Genomic DNA, 16,321 nt, shown 5'->3' with positions numbered 1-16,321 from the left:
GCCTGCTCGGCCCCCGAACAAGGTCAGTGACTCAGTGGCTGAGCTTTCGGCTCGCTGTCGCGACCTCCTGCAGCTCGTCTGCATCTTCGTCGAGCGAAATCACACCATAGTCCCAGCCTTTGCGGCGGTAGACCACACTCGGCCTGGTCGACTCCTGGTCGATGAAGAGGTAGAAGTCGTGTCCGACGAGCTCCATGTAGTAGAGCGCGTCGTCGACGGTCATCGGCACGGATGCGAAGACCTTCTTGCGGATGACGACCGGGCAGTATTCGTCGGAGTCCTCGCTGACCTCGACCTCGTCGGCGACGGCAGGCACAGCTCCGGTTCGTACCTGGTCGAGTACGGCGACGGGAGCCGGCGTGATGTCGACGACGCTGAACCCCCCGGTGCTCGCCTCGCGGAGCGAGGTAGGTCGATGCTGGCCGCGATGGACCTTCCTGCGGTCTTTGGCGCGTCTGACGCGTTCCAGGAGACGGGCTATGGCAACGTCGAAGGCCGCATACTTGTCGGTGCCCGTCGCTTCGGCGCGCACCACAGCCCCCGGCCCGACCAACGTGAGTTCGACACGGTCATCGCCGTTCTGGCTGCCGAGCTTCTCGTTGTGACGGCTCACTTTGATCTCGAAGGTGATCGCGCGTTCCGCGAGGTGAGTGACCTTGGCGGCCTTCTCCGTCGCGTATTCACGGAATCGATCAGTGATGCCGAGGTTGCGTCCGACGATGTTGATTTCCATGAGGGCCTCCCTGATCGGCGTGTCACACCGCCCGGATCACGAAGGGCGAGTCATCCACGCCTTTTCACCTACCGTAGTGCCGACCCGTTCATAAGTCACCCGTGAATCCGACCGGATCGTAATCCCACCCGTTCACCCCGTCGCGACGCTCGGTGCGCGCCACGACGGCCGCGCCGACGACCCTTCCGCCCGCGGCCCGGAGCGCCCGCGCCGCCTCCCGGAGGGTCGATCCGGTGGTCAGGATGTCGTCGACGAGCAGGTAGGAACAGCCGGCTGCGCGAGGCCCGGCACGCAATGAGCCGGCCCGGTTGACGGCGCGCTGGGCGACGCCGAGCGACGCTTGGTCGACCGTTCGCCGGACCGGACGGAGCACCCGTTCGCTTCGCAGGCCGGCCCGGGCGAGCAGCATCTCGACCGGGCGGTAGCCGCGGCGCCGGAACGCCGCGCGGGTCGATGGAACGGTTGCGATGTGCACGCCGGCACGGCTGCCGCTGCCGCCGCCGCTGCCGCTGCCGCGGCTGCCGCCGCCACGACCGCCACGGTCTGCGGCGTCGCGCAGGGATGCCTCGATCGCCGCCCGCAGTGCCGCCGCGAGGGCTGGAGCCGCATCCGTTCGGCCGCCGTCCTTGAACGCCACAAGCACCGCCCTCGGCACCGCCTGGTAGTCGAGTGCTGCCCAGACGGGAAGGCCCGGCAGGTCGACGCGAAGTGGGACGGGCTGGAGGGCCGTGCGGCACGCGTTGCAGAGTGCGCGGTCCGGCACGCCGCATCCACTGCATTCCGTGGGTGCGAGCACGGCGAGAGCATCCAGCCACGCTTCACGCAGCGACGACAGCAGCGGCGGCGGCGGCGGCTGCGGCGGCGGCGGCGGCGAATTCAGGGACCTCATCGCTCCATCGTCCGACGGACACGCCGCCGGCGGGGTGACCGGCCGAGAACCCGTGGAGAGGCGCGCGATCCGGCTCGCTGTGGAGGGATGGATGCCCGTTGCCCCGATGCTACTGGGGCAGTCCCAGCTGCGTCCCGAGGGCTCCGACCTTGTCGGTCTGCGCCTGCCAGCCTGTACCGGTCGGCGCCTGCAGCGAGCCTTCTGTCGTCAGGACCAGGTAGGACGACAAGCCCGCCGCCCCGACGATCGTCGCGCCGTTCGCCGGGCCGCTCGCGGAACTCAGCGTTCCCCCGATCTGCTGGAGCGCGATCGCCGTGCCGTCCTCCCCCGTGTTGTTGAGCACGGCCACATTCAGCTGGTCGATCCAGGTCGCCGAAAGGGGGCGGCCCGCGCCGACACCGAGCTCGATCGGATCGGTCAGCGAGGCGGGCACGTTGTCCTGCGCGCGCACGATGCCGGAGGCGACCAGCATGTACGCGGACCCGGACTGCAGGACGGCGATGACCCGGGTGCCGTCACGCGAGACCTCGAACGACGCAATGCGGGTCGCATTCGGCCAGTTCGTCTTGATCGCCTTCTGGGCGCCGTCCGATCCGATCGCGACCAGTGCATTCGGGTCGGAGCCGGGAACCGACCATGCGTAGCCGTAGTTGTCGATGGCCGGTGCGATGAGTCCTGCCCGGGCATCCACGCGGTGCGGCGACGCCTCCGCCTTGCGCACGACATAGACATGGCCCTGCGACAGCGCCACCGCAGTGTCGCGGTTCGCCGTCAACGACACAGAGGTCGGATGAAGCGAGGCGACCTTCGTGGAGATCCCCGGGATGTCTTCGACCGTCGCCGCCGCGAGCAGGCCGAACTGCCCGTTGCGCGACACGAGCGCGTGGTTGTCGACCTGCGGATCCTGGATGGGAGTGTTCGCCGCCGAGAGGTCCGCGACCGACTGCGTCGTGCCTTCGATCGACAACTGCACGGACTGCACGATCGAACCGAGGCTCTGCTCGAGCTGGAATTTCATGCGCTGCAGGGTGAGCGCATCCGCCTGTCCCGCCTGCGAACTGAGGTCGACGTCTGCGCGGCCGTTCGAGGTCGTGACAGACGGCAGCGCCAGCTGAGTGCCGGGCGGGAACGCGGACACGACGGCGCCGACGAGCCATTTCGCCGGACCGGCGAGCACGGCGTTCGTGACGCGCGTCGCCGCGTTGCCGACGCGCGAGGGGAACCAGCGCAGGTCGGGCACGAGGTAGGTGAACGACGCGTTGTAGAAGTACAGGGTCTGCGGCGCGTAGACCGCCCGGAAGGTGGGGTCGTCGATGACGACACCGTTCGGCGCCACCGAGATCCGCCACTCCCCCCCGACTTTCACGAGGTCGTACCGGAGCGCGACCGGTGCGGTCGACGACACACCGTGGTACGCCCCGACGGAGTCGACGTTCGCAACCGGTGTGACGTCGACCTGCCATCGCGCGCTCGACGTTCCGTTGGAGAGCTGGCTGTAGAGGCGTCCCGTGCCCTGGTCGACGGTCACCGACTCATTGGGGTTCCATGACGACGACATCGACGCGGTCAGGTATTTGCGCGCGATCCCGAAATCGTTCTTCGGGCTCGACGCCGCGTCGATGAACCCGTGGACGATCTGGTCCTGGGTCGCACCCGTGGCCGGCGGCGATGGGTTGAAGTCGAGGTCGAGCGGGTCGTTGAGCTGCGCGATCGGGGCGCCCTGGCGCACCGGACCGGAATCCGGGATGCTCGCGCAGCCGGCGAGGGCGGCGGCGAGCGCCGTCAGCAGGGCGACGACGCGGAGACGGGAAACGACGCGTGATCTCACGGGCGCACCTCCGTTCCTGCCTTCTCAGCGCTTTTCGCTGCTGTCGTGTCCGCCGGCGCCTCTGCCGGCTTCTCCCCGGCCTCGGCCTGGGCGGCATCGTTGTTCGCACCGGCGTCGTCAGGCGGAAGGGGAAGCGGCGACGACGCGATCCCGCGGCCCGGCACGCGTGGAAGGGTCAGCCTGAAACACGACCCCGCGCCGGGCGCCGACCAGACCTGCAGCCAGCCGGAGTGCAGGGTCGCGTCCTCGAGCGAGATCGCGAGCCCGAGACCGGTGCCGCCGATGGTGCGTTTTCGTGATGGGTCGGCACGCCAGAACCGGTCGAACACATGGTTGACCTCCTGCTGGTTCATCCCGAGCCCGTAATCTCGCACGGCCAGGGCGACGGCGCTCTCGTTGCTGTCGACCGTCACGACGACCGGCCTGCCCTCACCGTGCTCGATGGCGTTGCCCAGCAGGTTGCGCACGATGCGGCGGATACGTCGTGGGTCCATCGCGACCTCGAAGTAGCCGCCGGGCGCATCCAGCCGCAGCTGGGTGCCGTTCTGTTCGGCAAGCGAGCGCATCCCGTCGATCGCGTCCTCGGCGAGGCGCACGAGGTTCGTCGGCTCGGGGTCGAGCACCACCGATCCGGCGTCGTAGCGGCTGATCTCCAGCAGGTCGGACAGCAGCCGGTCGAACCGCTCGATCTGGGTGTGCAGCAGCTCCGCTGTGCGCTCGGTCGCCGGCGGGAAGGTCTCCCTTTGGTCGTAGATGACGTCGCCGGCCAGCCGGATGGTCGTGAGCGGCGTTCTCAGCTCGTGGGAGACGTCGGAGACGAACCTCTGCTGCAGCTGCGAAAGCGTGGCCAGCTGGTTGATCTGGCTCTGGAGGCTGTCGGCCATCCCGTTGAACGAGCGCGCCAGCGACGTGAACACGTCCTCGCCCTTCTCGGGCATGCGAACCGCGAGGTCACCTGCGGCCAGTCGCTCGCTCGTCTCGGCGGCCACCCGGATCGGACGCACGACGAATCTCACGATCACCCACGTGATCGCGCCGATCAGCAGGATCAGGGCGAGGCCGGCGAGCAGGAGTGTGCCCTGGATGAAGAGCAGGGTGTTCTCGGCGTCGCTCAGGTCGTAGCCGATGTACAACTCGTAGCGCCCGACCACCGGAAGGGTCAGCTGGGAGCCGACGACGATGCCGGGGTCGGTCGAACCGTTCGCCGCGGCGAGCTGCACCGACTGGTAGAACTGCTTCGTCCCACCGTGCTGCACTGCGGTTCTCAGCTGCTCGGAGATCACGTCGCCCGCGAGCCCAGGGCTCGACCGGTCGGCGGGCGCGAGGAAGGTCGAGTCCTGGCCGGGTACGCGGAAGGCGGCGATCAACCGGCTCGACGTCGACGCCCTGACCGTCTGGAGCGCGGAGTCGAGCAGGTTCCTGACCGAGTCCCCGCCGGTGATGTCCGATGCGTTCAGGGTGGTCTGGGCCGCTGTGGTCGCGCGGCTGGAGTCGCGGAGCGCCTGGTCGAGACGGGACTGGTAGAGGTCGTTCGCGATGCTGAGCGACATGTAGACGCCGGTGAAGAGGATGGCGATGCCGGTGAGCGCCAGGGTGATCGTCACCGTGCGCACCTGGAGCGACGTGCGCCAGAGGTGTGTGAGGCGCGACGGTGCCGTCTCCCACCACCGCCGCCAGCCCACCCTGCGGGTGCGCGAATCTTCAGCCACCGGAACTCCTAGGTGACGGCGCCCGCGCGGTATCCGACCCCGCGCACGGTCATGACGATCCTCGGGTTGTCCGGGTCGTCCTCCACTTTCGCCCGCAGCCGCTGGACGTGCACGTTCACCAGCCGCGTGTCGGCCTTGTAGTGGTAACCCCAGACCTGCTCGAGCAGCATCTCCCTGGTGAAGACCTGCTGGGGCTTGGAGGCGAGAGCGAGGAGGAGGTCGAATTCGAGCGGCGTCAGGTTGATCCTGGTCTCGCCGCGCTTGACCTCGTGGCCGGCGACGTCGAGCACGAGGTCGCCGATCCGCAGCTGCTCCACCGCGGGTGGCGGCGCTGCGGGCCTCAGCCGGGTGCGGATGCGCGCCACGAGCTCTTTCGGATTGAAGGGTTTCACCATGTAGTCGTCGGCGCCGGATTCGAGGCCCTTGACCACATCCGCAGTGTCGGACTTCGCGGTCAGCATGATGATGGGCGTACCCGATTCCGCACGGATGCGCCCGCACACCTCGATGCCGTCGAGGCCGGGGAGCATGAGGTCGAGCAGCACGAGGTCGGGTTTCGACGTGCGGAAGACATCGAGCGCAAGCGCGCCGTCTTCGCAGAATTGCGGATCGAAACCCTCTGTGCGCAGCACGATGCCGATCATCTCGGCCAGGGCGGTGTCGTCGTCGACAACCAGGATGCGACCGTTCATATACCCGTTTCCCGCTGGGGCGCCGCAGCCTGTGTGCGGCAAGCCATAGAACTTCTTGCACAAGAGTAGTCGAGACACCTGCGCGGATCGTGAACGCCTGACGAGCGGATGCGCGCCGATGTGCCAGCATGGGTAACGGAATCCGCACCGGAACCGGGGTAGAAGGAGCGATCACGTGAGTGGAGAGCAACCAGGGCCCGCCGAGGAGCACTGGCAGGCGCCCGGTGGCGCGCCCGCGCCCGAGCCGCAGTACGGCGAATATGCGCCGGGAAGCGTGTCCCCTCCTCCCCCTCCGCCGCAGGCTCCGTATGCGCCGCCATATGGCCCGCAATACGGGCAGTACGGCTATGGCCAGCAGCCGGGCTGGACGCCTCCGCCCAAGCCCGGCCTCGTTCCCCTTCGGCCGCTCAGCTTCGGGACACTCATCGGTGCACCGTTCCAGGTGCTGCGGCGCAACCCGAAGGTCACCGTCGGTGCTGCCCTGCTCATCCAGGGCGTGCCTCAGGCCGTGGTCTCGCTGCTGATCCTCGGCGGTGTCTCCGTGCTGTTCGGCCGGGTCGGCACGGCTTCATCCGCCGACCAGGGCGCCCTCCAGGCCGGAGCCGTCGGGGCGGCGATCCTCCTCGGCCTCGTGTCCCTGGTGGTCTCCGCCGTCTCCACCTCCCTCCTGCAGGGCATCGTGGTCAACGAGGTGGCGCGCGAGACTCTCGGGGAGAAGCTGACGCTCGGATCGCTGTGGCGGCTGACGAAGTCGCGCATCGGCGCCCTGATCGGCTGGACGCTCCTGCTCTCCCTGGCGCTCGGTGTGGGTTTTGGCATCCTCGCGATCATCGCCGTGCTGCTCTTCGCCGCCGGCGGACCGATGATCGTGGTGGGGGTCGCGTTCTCGATCCTCGCGGGCCTCGGCGGCGTCGTCGTCGCCGTGTGGCTCAACACCAAGCTCGCGCTGGTTCCGAGCGCGATCGTGCTCGAGCGACTGGGCATCGGCGCTTCCATGACGCGCTCCTGGCGCCTGACGGCCGGCTATTTCTGGAAGACGCTCGGGGTGATCCTGCTGATCGCAGTGATCGTCTATGCCGTCACCCAGATCATCACCACGCCGATCGCGCTCATCGGCGGAATGGTGAGCGTCCTGGTCAACCCGACCGGCCTGGGGGCGTCGTCGACGGACAGCTCCGTCACCCAGGTCTTCCTCTCCGAGCTCGGCATCAACGTGATCACCACGGTGGTCACCGCCGTGATCGGGGCCGTCATGGCCGTCGTCCAGTCTTCGGCCGTCGCGCTCATCTACATCGACCTGCGCATGCGAAAAGAAGGACTCGACCTGCACCTCATCCGCTTCGTCGAGGCCCGCCAGGCGGGCGCGACGGGGCTGCCCGATCCGTACCAGCCGGCAGAACGGCCCGCTGCGGCCACCGCATATCCCGGCACATGACGTCCATCCCCGTCGACCCCGACGCACCGCAGGCGCACGACTGGCTCGTCCAGGAACTGGCGAAGCCCGAGTACCAGGCGGCGAAACCGACCTGGTTCGACCTGGCGTCGAAGGCGGTGCAGGACTGGCTGTCGTCGCTGTTCTCCGCTGGGAGCGGCACCTTCAGCGGAGTGCTCCTCATCGTGATCCTCGTGCTGGCCGTCGCGCTGCTCGTGATCGCTTTCGTCGTCTTCGGCCTCCCCCGCATCAATCGCCGGAGCGGGCTCAGGACCGACGCACTCTTCGGCGCACAGGACACCAGGGATGCGGCGACACTGCGCGACTCGGCCGAGCGTGCCGCGCGGGCCGGCGACTGGACCCTTGCGGTCGAAGAGCGGTTCCGCGCCATCGCCCAGTCCCTCGATGAGCGGACGATCGTGATGCTGACGCCGGGCACGACCGCGAACGATTTCGCCGCTCGGGCCGCGACCGCCGTGGCCGCCGAACGTCAGCGCCTGATGAACGCTGCGCGCACCTTCGACGGCGTGCGCTATCTCGGACGGTCGGCCTCTCCTGACCAGTACGGCGAGCTCGTCGCGCTCGACACCGCCCTGCAGGCGGCACGACCGGGGGCCCTGGCGGAGCCGTCGGAGCGGGTGAACGCCGGATGACGATCACCGACCCCTCACCGTCGACAGCAGTGGACGACCCGGCCTTCGCCGACCCGACGGGCGACGCCCCAGCGCTCTCGTCGTCGCCGCGGCAGGTCGCACGCCGAAGCGTCGGCTGGATCGTGGTCGGGATCATCGCGGTACTGATCGCAGGGATCGGCTTCCTGGCGACCGGAGGCCGCGTCGGCGCCGGAATCCCGCTCGACGCTGCCAATCCTGCTCCCGCCGGAGCGAAGGCACTCGTCGAGGTCCTGCGTCAACAGGGCGTCGACGTGACGACCGCCTCCTCTCTCGCTCAGGTGCGCGACCTCGCACCCGGCGACGGCACCATCCTCGTCTACGACCCCCAGGGCTACCTCGACGAGAACCGGTTCACGGAACTCCAGACGCACGCCTCGACCCTGGTCGTGGTCGACCCCGGGTTCGCGGCGCTCCAGTCGCTGGCCCCTGACGTCCACAACGGCGGTGCGGCATCCCGCACCGGTACCCTCACCGCCTCCTGCGACATCCCCGCCGCGAACCGGGCGGAGACGGCGGAGCCGACGGCGAAATCCCCGACGTTGCGGATCTCCGCCGGCGGGACAGGGGCCGGGTCGACCGGATGCTTCCCCACGGGCGACGGCGGGTTCGCCTTCGTCAGCAACGCGGCGAACGGCGCGACCATCCACCTCGTCGGTTCGCCGAGCATCCTCGAGAACGAAGGGATCGTGCGCGCAGGGAACGCCGCGCTCGCGCTCAACCTTCTCGGCGAGCACCGCTCGCTCGTCTGGTACCTGCCGACCTTCAGGGACGTCGCGCCGAGCGGAGCGCCCGACCTCAACGCGCTCACCCCGGGGTGGGTCACCCCGCTCGTTCTTCTCCTCATCGTCGCCTTCATCGCCGCCGCCGTCTGGCGGGGACGCCGGTTCGGCCCGCTCGTCGTCGAGAACCTCCCGGTCGTCGTGCGCAGCGGAGAGACGATGGAGGGGCGGGCGCGCCTCTACCAGCGGTCGTCCGCGCGTCTGCGTGCGCTCGACAGTCTCCGGATCGGCGCGATCGGCCGGCTCGGTGCGACGGTCGGCCTGCCGTCGACGGCATCCGTCGCCGAGGTGTGCGACACCGTGGCCGCGCTGACCGGGACCGATCGCGGCACAGTGCGCGACCTGCTGGTGGATGCGCAGCCACGCACGGACGCACAGCTCGTCTCGCTCTCCGACCGGCTCGCCCGCCTCGAATCGGCCACGCTCAGCGCTGTCACTCCCGCAAACGACCGCCCGACCGGAAGAATGGACCTATGACCGACGTCACCACGGCAACGACACCGCCGGCAGCAGCCCCACCCGATGGGGATTCGGCCGCCCTCCGCACGGCGCTCAGCCGCGTGCGCACCGAGGTAGGCAAGGCGGTGGTCGGCCAGGACGGCGCGGTGACCGGTCTCATCATCGCGCTGCTGGCGCGCGGCCACGTGCTGCTCGAAGGCGTGCCCGGCGTGGCCAAGACCCTTCTCGTGCGGTCGCTGAGCCAGGCGCTCAGCCTGCAGACGCGCCGCATCCAGTTCACCCCCGACCTGATGCCGGGCGACGTCACCGGGTCGCTGGTCTACGACGGCCAGAGCGGCGGCTTCCAGTTCCGCGAGGGGCCGGTCTTCACGAACATCCTGCTGGCCGACGAGATCAACCGCACGCCGCCGAAGACACAGTCCGCACTGCTCGAGGCGATGGAGGAGCGCCAGGTGAGTGTCGACGGGGTGAGCCGGCTCCTGCCCGACCCGTTCATCGTCGCGGCGACCCAGAACCCGATCGAATACGAGGGCACGTACACCCTGCCGGAAGCCCAGCTCGACCGGTTCCTGCTCAAACTGACCCTGGACATCCCGGAGCGCGAAAGCGAGGTCGAGGTGCTGCGACGCCACGCGGCCGGCTTCAACCCGCGCGACCTCGCTGCCGCCGGGGTGACCCCGGTGCTCGGCGCGCAGGAGCTCGCGGCCGCCCGGGCCGCTGCAGCCTCGGTCGGGTCGTCTGCGGATGTCCTCGCCTACATCGTCGACCTGGCCCGCGCGACGCGGCGCAGCCCCTCGGTCAAGCTGGGCGTGAGCCCGCGCGGCACGACGGCACTACTCGCCGCCGCGAAGGTCTGGGCGTGGCTGTCCGGCTACGACTCGATCACGCCGGACCACGTGCAGGCGATGCTCCTGCCGGTCTGGCGTCACCGCGTGCAGCTGCGCCCGGAGGCCGAGCTGGAAGGCGTCGAGGTGGATGCGATCCTCCGCTCGATCGTCCAGCAGGTCCAGGTTCCGATCTAGAGCGCCCTGTGACCGTCTCCGGCCGTTTCGTCGCGCTGATCGCGCTCGGCGCCATTCCCCTGGTGCTGTTCGGCGCCGACGGCGGCACAGCCCTGCTCATCCTCGCGGGATGGCTCGCATTCGCCGTCGTGGTGGGGGTGGTCGACCTGGCCCTGGCCGCGTCGCCCCGTCGCATCGCGATCGAACGCCGGGTGCCCGGCCGGGTCAGGATGGGCGCAGACGCCCTCAGCGAGCTCTACCTCACGAACACCGGTGGGCGGATGCTGCGGGGTGTCGTCCGCGATGCCTGGGAGCCGTCGGCGGGCGCACGCACCACCCGCAGCCGCGTGAGCATCCCTCCCGGCGAACGCAGGAGAATCACCACGACCCTGGTGCCGGTGCGGCGCGGTGAACGGCGGGTCGAACAGGTGACCGTGCGCGCATGGGGGCCGCTGCACCTGTGGGCGCGCCAGGCGACGCTCGCCGCTCCGGGCCGCATCCGTGTGCTGCCCGCGTTCAACGCACGAAAGCACCTGCCCTCCCGGCTCGCCAGGCTGCACGAGCTCGACGGCATGACCAGCGTGATGCTGCGCGGCCAGGGCACCGAATTCGACTCCCTCAGGGAATACGTGCGCGGCGACGATGTGCGTTCGATCGACTGGCGTGCCACGGCGCGGCGGCACGATCCGTCGGGTGGTGCGGGCCAGCGGGTGATGGTGCGAACGTGGCGACCCGAGCGCGACCGCCGGGTCATCATCCTGATCGACACCGGGCGCACTGCCGCGGCGAGGGTCGACGACGAACCCCGCATCGACACCGCGTACGAATCGGCGCTGCTGCTGGAGGCGCTCGCAACGCGCGCCGGCGACCGTGTCGACGTGCTGGCATACGACCGCCGCGTGCGCGGCCGGGTCCAGGGTGTGAGCGGGCCGGAGCTGCTCGCGCGCACCGTCGACATGATGGCGGGAATCGAGCCAGAGCTGATCGAGATGGACTGGACCGCCGTGCCGGGGCAGGTGTCGTCGGTCACCAGCCAGCGCGCGCTCGTCGTGCTCCTCACGTCGATCGACGCACCAGGGGCGTCGCACGGGCTCCTGTCGGTGCTGCCGCAGCTCACCCGCAAGCACACGGTGGTCGTCGCATCCGTCACCGACCCGGAAGCGCTTCGTGCCACACGGGCGCGCGCCGACCGGGCCGAGGTGTACCGCGCTGCCGCCGCCGAACGCGCCCTGCTCGACATCGCTCGTATCGCGGCCGCCATCCGCCGCCTCGGCGCCGACGTCGTGACGGGCGCACCCGCCGACCTGCCGCCTGCGCTCAGCGACCACTACCTGGCTCTCAAGGCGGCCGGCCGGCTCTGACCGCACGTCCCGCGGACGGGCGCACCCGGGGTCGATGGCAGAATTGCGGGATGGCCTCTGCATCCCCGGCGCCCCGGGTGACCCACTTCAACGACTGCGCCTTCGTCGGGCGATCGCTCGTTGACGCCGCCGCGCGAGCCGGCCTGTCGTGGGGATACGTACCGCCGGAGCGCGTGCGGCCGGCGACCGGGTTCGGAAGCGGTGCCGGCAGGCTGGCGGAGATCCCGTACGTGCTCCGTCACATGCGCACGGCGTTGGCCAGCGATGTCATCCATGTGCACTACGCGACCGCGGTGAACCTTCTGCAGCAGCCGTACATCCCCAGGCGGCCGTACGTTCTGCACCTGCACGGCACGGACATCCGCCGCCTCTGGAAGGCCCCGGCCACACACGACCAGGTCCAGCGCGCGATCGACGGCGCCAGCGCCGTCTACTACACGAATCTCGACACCGTCGAGGAGGCCACCACCGCGCGCGCGGACGCCGCGTACATGCCCGCCTTCGTGGAACCGGATGCGCTGCCCGGGTGGAAACCCGGCTCGGAGCACGGCGAACCGACCGTGCTGTTCGTCTCCCGCTGGGACGACACGAAAGGAGTCGCGACGCAGCTCGAGACGGCGAAGGCGCTGCGATCGGCGCTACCGGCCGGAACGCGCCTGCTCGGACTGGACTGGGGCCCCTCGGCCGCAGCGGCCGCGGCCCTCGGGGTGGAGCTGGTGCCGCGGCTCGCGCATGCCGGATTCCTCGACCTGATCGCGTCGGCAGACGTCGCGATCGGTCAGTCCGCCGGGATCATCGCGGTCAGCGAGCTGGAGGCGATGGCCATCGGCCCAACGGTCCTCTGCCCCGTGCCATCGCTTCAGGACGGCGGCGATCCACCGCCCGTGCTGCTGGGCTCGGTGTCCGACGTCGTCGAGCAGACCCTGGTCGCGCTGGACGATCCCCGCGGTTCCTCCGCCCGCCTGCATGCCCGCCCCTGGGTGCTCAACAAGCACACGCCCGAACGGTGGATACCCGTTCTCGAGCAGGTCTACCAGGACGCGGCGGTGGGTCGGGCCGTCTCCTCCTGACACAACGGCTGACACAACGGCTGACACAACGGCGACATACGGCGTGATCTCGCCCGGCTGGACGGCGACGTCCACTAGGTTTCTGGAGCGGCTCCGAACGGAGCACATCGCAGACGAAACCGAAAGCCAGGTCATGACCGAGATTCACGCCGCCGAGGCACCCCCCATCGTCACCGCTCCCTCCTTCGGAGCACGATTCGGAGCCGAGGCGGCCGGCACCTTCCTGCTCGTCTTCGGCGTTATCGGAACGGCGATCTTCGCGGCCGGCTTCAGCGGTGGCGACGGCGGACTGAACGTCGGGTTCCTCGGCGTCGCCCTGGCTCTCGGCCTCAGTGTGCTCGCCGGCGCCTACGCCTTCGGTCCCGTCTCCGGCGGCCACTTCAACCCGGCCGTCACCCTCGGACTGGCGGTCGCCGGGCGCTTCGCATGGAAGTACGTCGCCCCCTACATCGTCGCGCAGCTCGTCGGAGGAATCGTGGCGAGCACCATCCTCGTCGCCATCGCTGCGGGCGGCCCGAACGACTTCCTCGCCGACGCACAGGCGGGTGGCTTCGCCTCGACCGGCTGGGGCGAGCTCTCCCCCGGCGGCTTCCCGCTCCTGTCGTCGCTTCTCGTCGAGATCATCGCTACGGCCGTGCTCGTCTTCGTCATCCTGGGCGTGACCAGCTCACGCGGTGCCGCGGGCTTCGCACCGATCGCCATCGGGCTCACCCTGACGGTGCTCGCCCTGATCGCGATTCCGATCTCCAACGGCTCATTCAACCCGGCGCGCTCCATCGCCACCGCGATCTACGGCGGACCGACGGCGCTCGCGCAGGTCTGGCTGTCCATCGTCGCGCCCATCGTCGGCGCGATCATCGCCGGCTCGACGTTCAAGCTGATCTTCGACGGCACCCGCAAGAACTGATCGCGGTCAGCCGGCGACGATGCGGCGTGCGCCGGCCTCGAAGTCGTCGAGGTCGCCCGAGGCGCCCAGCCGCACCGCCCGGCGGCCGACGACGAGCATGTAGACGAGGAATGCGGCCAGCGCCAGCACTCCGATGCCGATCTTCACCGGCCACGGCAGGTTCGACGGAGTCACGAAGCCTTCGATGAGCCCGGAGACGAACAAGGTGAGCGCCAGGCCGACGGCGACGGTGAACAAGGCGCGGCCGTCCTCGGCGAGCGCTTGCCCGCGCGTGCGTGGTCCGGGTGCGATCCAGGCCCAGAAGATGCGGAGGCCGGCGGCCGCGGCGACGAAGATGCTCGTCAGCTCGAGCAGGCCGTGCGGAAGGATGTAGAGGAAGAACACGTCACCACGGCCGTAGGCGAACAGCACAGCAGCAGAGATGCCGATGTTCTGCGCGTTCTGGAGGAGCACCACAGGAACGTAGACTCCGACGATCCCGAACGCGATGCACTGGGCGGCGATCCAGGCGTTGTTCGTCCACACCTGCCCGGCGAACGACGCGGCGGGATTGTTCGAGTAGTAGTCGGTGAACTGGTGGTCGACGACCTGCCTCAGTTGCGCGTCCGAACCGAAATTGGCCATCACCTGCGCGTCGCCGAGGGCCCACCACGCGAAGAGGCCGGCGACGACGAGCGACGCCACGGCGACGGCCAGCGTGAGCCAGCGCAATCGGTACAGCGCCGCAGGCAACTGCAGCACGAAGAAACGCGGCAGCTGCGACAGGATGTTCGCCCCGGTCCCCGTGAAACGGAGTCGCGCCATCGAGAGTGCGACGGACAGCCGGTCGCCCTGCGTGGTCGAACCGGCCTGGGTCTTGATCGCAGACAACTGCGTCGCACCTGTCTGGTAGAGGTCGATGAGTTCGTCCGCCTGCTCGCCACTGAGCGACCGCTGCCTGGCGAGAGCGGCAAGCCGGTCCCACTCGGCGCGGTGCGCTGCGGAGTATGCGTCGAGGTCCATCTGCTTAGATGATAGCCATGGCTGCACCGGGGGCTCCGCGAATCGACCTCGTCGACGGTGGTGTCGAACGCGAACTGGTCACCGGCGAAGCCGTCGCCCTCGACGTCAAGCCGACCTCGTACATCCTCCGCGCTGCCGGGGCGGCGCTCGACTGGCTCGCTTTCGCGCTGCTCTTCGTCGCGCTCGCGCTGGTGATCCTCTTCACCGCCGGCGGACTCGACCAGGCGTTGCGCACTGCGCTGGTCACGGTGAGTCTCGTCTTCTCACTCGTCATCGCGCCGATGACCGTCGAGGTGGCCACGCACGGGCGATCCCTGGGCAAGCTCGCGGTGGGCGCCCGGATCGTCCGCGATGACGGCGGCGCGACGACGGTGCGGCACGCCTTCATCCGGGCTCTCACAGGCGTCGTCGAGATCTACATGACGTTCGGAGGCCTGGCGGCACTCGTCGGTCTGCTGAATTCCCGCTCCAAGCGCCTCGGCGACCTCATCGCGGGCACGTACAGCCAGCTGGAGCGCGTGCCCGCCGCCGATTCCGTCGGATACGCGATACCGCCACAGCTCGTCGCGTGGGCCGGCGTCGCCGATGTCGCCCGGCTTCCCGACCGGCTCTCGCGACGCATCGCCCAGTTCCTGCACCAGGCTCCCGGGATGACCGTCACGGCCCGCGAAGGACTGAGTACCGAACTCGCCGGCGAGGCCGCCGCTTTCGTGTCGCCACTGCCCCCCGTCGATGCCGAGACGTTCCTCGTCGGCGTCGCCGCCCTGAGACGTGAGCGCGACTTCCGCGCACTCACGCTCGAACGGGAACGCCTCGCGCGGCTGGCACCCGTTCTCGACGCACTGCCACACGGATTCCCGGAGAGGTGACATGACCGAATACCGCGCCCATTTCGACGCGACGATCTCGTTCGTGAACGGAGGGAACCTCGAAGCGACCGGGTTCCGGCTCGACCTGCCCTCGAAGGATGTCGAGGAAGGCGACGTGGCCCGCCTGCTCGTCGAGCACCTGGGGCTGGCTCTCGTCGGCGGCGTCGAGTTCCACTCGCTGGCCATCGTCGAAGAGCCACACAGGGGAAGCCGGGGCGTCGTCACAGAACTCTTGGAACCACCCGCACGTGCGCGGATCGTCGACCTGAGCCACACCGTACGGGCGGGGATGGTCACCTACCCCGGTCTGCCGGAACCGGTGATCACGCCGCACCTCACACGTGAGGACTCGCGCGGACGGTACGCACCGGGCACGGAGTTCGCGATGGACGTCATCACGATGATCGGCAACACCGGGACCTACCTCGACAGCCCCTTCCACCGCTATTCCGATGGGGGCGACCTGGCATCGCTCCGGCTGGAGACCCTCGTCGGTCTTCCCGCCGAGGTCTTCCATCTCACCGACGCCCTCGAGCGGGGCATCCCCTCGTCGGTGTTCTTCGACCGCGATCTCACCGGCGCGGCTGTGCTGCTGCACACCGGCTGGGACCGGCATTTCGGAACACCGGCCTACGCCTCCGGCTCGCCGTTCCTCACCGAGGGCGGAGCCCGGCACCTCGTGGATGCCGGCGTCGCTCTGGTGGGCATCGATGCGCTGAACATCGACGACACCGAGTCCGGTGGGAAGCGCCCGGCTCACAGCCTCCTGCTGGCGGCCGGGATCCACGTCGTCGAGCACCTGACCGGGCTCGTCGACGTTCCCGCCCGCGGCGCCCGGTTCACGGCGGTGCCGCCGAAGGTCGAGGGCTTCGGCACGTTCCCGGTCAGGGCCTTCGCCGAAGTGCCCTAACCGCCG

General features: G+C 69.5%; 15 protein-coding genes. 9 read left to right on the top strand and 6 right to left on the bottom strand.

From position 1 onward, the window contains the following. Positions 1-31: 31 nt before the first annotated feature. From hpf to mtrA, 5 genes are all read right to left on the bottom strand, one after another. Positions 32-733, bottom strand: a complete 702-nt coding sequence (gene hpf, locus ACPPVQ_RS06685; RefSeq protein ID WP_426519882.1) for a ribosome hibernation-promoting factor, HPF/YfiA family — start codon at positions 731-733, stop codon at positions 32-34. An 88-nt stretch (positions 734-821) separates the two neighbouring features. Next, positions 822-1,622, bottom strand: coding sequence for a ComF family protein (locus tag ACPPVQ_RS06680; protein WP_426519880.1), 801 nt, complete (start codon positions 1,620-1,622; stop codon positions 822-824). A gap of 109 nt (positions 1,623-1,731) precedes the next feature. Beyond that, positions 1,732-3,450 carry a GerMN domain-containing protein gene (locus ACPPVQ_RS06675; protein WP_426519878.1) on the bottom strand — a complete coding sequence of 573 codons (1,719 nt, stop codon included), beginning with the start codon at positions 3,448-3,450 and terminating at the stop codon, positions 1,732-1,734. Next, complete coding sequence (gene mtrB / locus ACPPVQ_RS06670) at positions 3,447-5,159, bottom strand: MtrAB system histidine kinase MtrB (protein WP_426519876.1); 1,713 nt, start codon at positions 5,157-5,159, stop codon at positions 3,447-3,449. The genes ACPPVQ_RS06675 and mtrB overlap by 4 nt, the downstream gene beginning before the upstream one ends. Before the next feature lie 8 nt (positions 5,160-5,167). Continuing rightward, positions 5,168-5,851, bottom strand: a complete 684-nt coding sequence (gene mtrA, locus ACPPVQ_RS06665) for an MtrAB system response regulator MtrA (RefSeq protein ID WP_426519874.1) — start codon at positions 5,849-5,851, stop codon at positions 5,168-5,170. A gap of 175 nt (positions 5,852-6,026) precedes the next feature. On the opposite strand from mtrA, the gene ACPPVQ_RS06660 reads away from it, so the two are divergent. The 7 genes from ACPPVQ_RS06660 (at position 6,027) to ACPPVQ_RS06630 (ending at position 13,534) form a co-directional block, all read left to right on the top strand. Continuing rightward, complete coding sequence (locus ACPPVQ_RS06660; protein ID WP_426519872.1) at positions 6,027-7,286, top strand: hypothetical protein; 1,260 nt, start codon at positions 6,027-6,029, stop codon at positions 7,284-7,286. After that, a complete protein-coding gene (locus ACPPVQ_RS06655; protein WP_426519871.1) occupies positions 7,283-7,936 on the top strand; it encodes a DUF4129 domain-containing protein in 654 nt (217 codons plus the stop codon). The genes ACPPVQ_RS06660 and ACPPVQ_RS06655 overlap by 4 nt, the downstream gene beginning before the upstream one ends. After that, entirely contained in the window at positions 7,933-9,213 is a 1,281-nt protein-coding gene (locus ACPPVQ_RS06650) for a DUF4350 domain-containing protein (RefSeq protein WP_426519869.1), read from the top strand. The genes ACPPVQ_RS06655 and ACPPVQ_RS06650 overlap by 4 nt, the downstream gene beginning before the upstream one ends. Then, on the top strand, positions 9,210-10,217 hold the full coding sequence (locus ACPPVQ_RS06645) for an AAA family ATPase (RefSeq protein ID WP_426519867.1): 1,008 nt from the start codon (positions 9,210-9,212) through the stop codon (positions 10,215-10,217). Before ACPPVQ_RS06650 ends, ACPPVQ_RS06645 begins: the two co-directional genes overlap by 4 nt. A gap of 8 nt (positions 10,218-10,225) precedes the next feature. Continuing rightward, entirely contained in the window at positions 10,226-11,557 is a 1,332-nt protein-coding gene (locus tag ACPPVQ_RS06640; RefSeq protein WP_426519865.1) for a DUF58 domain-containing protein, read from the top strand. 50 nt (positions 11,558-11,607) lie between these two features. Further along, positions 11,608-12,627 (top strand): hypothetical protein, encoded by a 1,020-nt coding sequence (locus ACPPVQ_RS06635; RefSeq protein WP_426519863.1) that lies wholly within the window; start codon positions 11,608-11,610, stop codon positions 12,625-12,627. A 133-nt stretch (positions 12,628-12,760) separates the two neighbouring features. After that, on the top strand, positions 12,761-13,534 hold the full coding sequence (locus tag ACPPVQ_RS06630; protein ID WP_426519861.1) for an aquaporin: 774 nt from the start codon (positions 12,761-12,763) through the stop codon (positions 13,532-13,534). Positions 13,535-13,540: 6 nt separating this feature from the next. Here the strand turns inward: ACPPVQ_RS06630 and ACPPVQ_RS06625 are convergent, their stop codons facing one another. Further along, the gene (locus tag ACPPVQ_RS06625) at positions 13,541-14,536 is read right to left on the bottom strand and encodes a stage II sporulation protein M (protein WP_426519859.1); all 996 of its coding nucleotides are present in this window, start codon (positions 14,534-14,536) and stop codon (positions 13,541-13,543) included. A 17-nt stretch (positions 14,537-14,553) separates the two neighbouring features. Here ACPPVQ_RS06625 and ACPPVQ_RS06620 point away from each other — a divergent pair, with 17 nt between their 5' ends. Next, positions 14,554-15,405 carry an RDD family protein gene (locus ACPPVQ_RS06620; protein ID WP_426519857.1) on the top strand — a complete coding sequence of 284 codons (852 nt, stop codon included), beginning with the start codon at positions 14,554-14,556 and terminating at the stop codon, positions 15,403-15,405. 1 nt (position 15,406) lies between these two features. After that, on the top strand, positions 15,407-16,315 hold the full coding sequence (locus ACPPVQ_RS06615) for a cyclase family protein (protein ID WP_426519855.1): 909 nt from the start codon (positions 15,407-15,409) through the stop codon (positions 16,313-16,315). Positions 16,316-16,321: the final 6 nt, after the last annotated feature.

It is taken from the genome of Leifsonia sp. McL0618, from assembly GCF_049994905.1.
In the GTDB taxonomy this organism is placed as follows: domain Bacteria; phylum Actinomycetota; class Actinomycetes; order Actinomycetales; family Microbacteriaceae; genus Diaminobutyricibacter.
The sequence above is the reverse complement of the archived record's forward strand: the minus strand, read 5'-3'. Positions and strand labels throughout refer to the sequence as shown.

Excerpts from the sequence above, each read along its gene's own strand:
- hpf (WP_426519882.1), bottom strand. The coding sequence starts at position 733 with ATGGAAATCAACATCGTCGGACGCAACCTCGGCATCACTGATCGATTC.
- ACPPVQ_RS06680 (WP_426519880.1), bottom strand. The coding sequence starts at position 1,622 with ATGAGGTCCCTGAATTCGCCGCCGCCGCCGCCGCAGCCGCCGCCGCCG.
- mtrA (WP_426519874.1), bottom strand. The coding sequence starts at position 5,851 with ATGAACGGTCGCATCCTGGTTGTCGACGACGACACCGCCCTGGCCGAG.
- ACPPVQ_RS06655 (WP_426519871.1), top strand. The coding sequence starts at position 7,283 with ATGACGTCCATCCCCGTCGACCCCGACGCACCGCAGGCGCACGACTGG.
- ACPPVQ_RS06650 (WP_426519869.1), top strand. The coding sequence starts at position 7,933 with ATGACGATCACCGACCCCTCACCGTCGACAGCAGTGGACGACCCGGCC.
- ACPPVQ_RS06645 (WP_426519867.1), top strand. The coding sequence starts at position 9,210 with ATGACCGACGTCACCACGGCAACGACACCGCCGGCAGCAGCCCCACCC.
- ACPPVQ_RS06635 (WP_426519863.1), top strand. The coding sequence starts at position 11,608 with ATGGCCTCTGCATCCCCGGCGCCCCGGGTGACCCACTTCAACGACTGC.
- ACPPVQ_RS06630 (WP_426519861.1), top strand. The coding sequence starts at position 12,761 with ATGACCGAGATTCACGCCGCCGAGGCACCCCCCATCGTCACCGCTCCC.
- ACPPVQ_RS06625 (WP_426519859.1), bottom strand. The coding sequence starts at position 14,536 with ATGGACCTCGACGCATACTCCGCAGCGCACCGCGCCGAGTGGGACCGG.
- ACPPVQ_RS06620 (WP_426519857.1), top strand. The coding sequence starts at position 14,554 with ATGGCTGCACCGGGGGCTCCGCGAATCGACCTCGTCGACGGTGGTGTC.
- ACPPVQ_RS06615 (WP_426519855.1), top strand. The coding sequence starts at position 15,407 with ATGACCGAATACCGCGCCCATTTCGACGCGACGATCTCGTTCGTGAAC.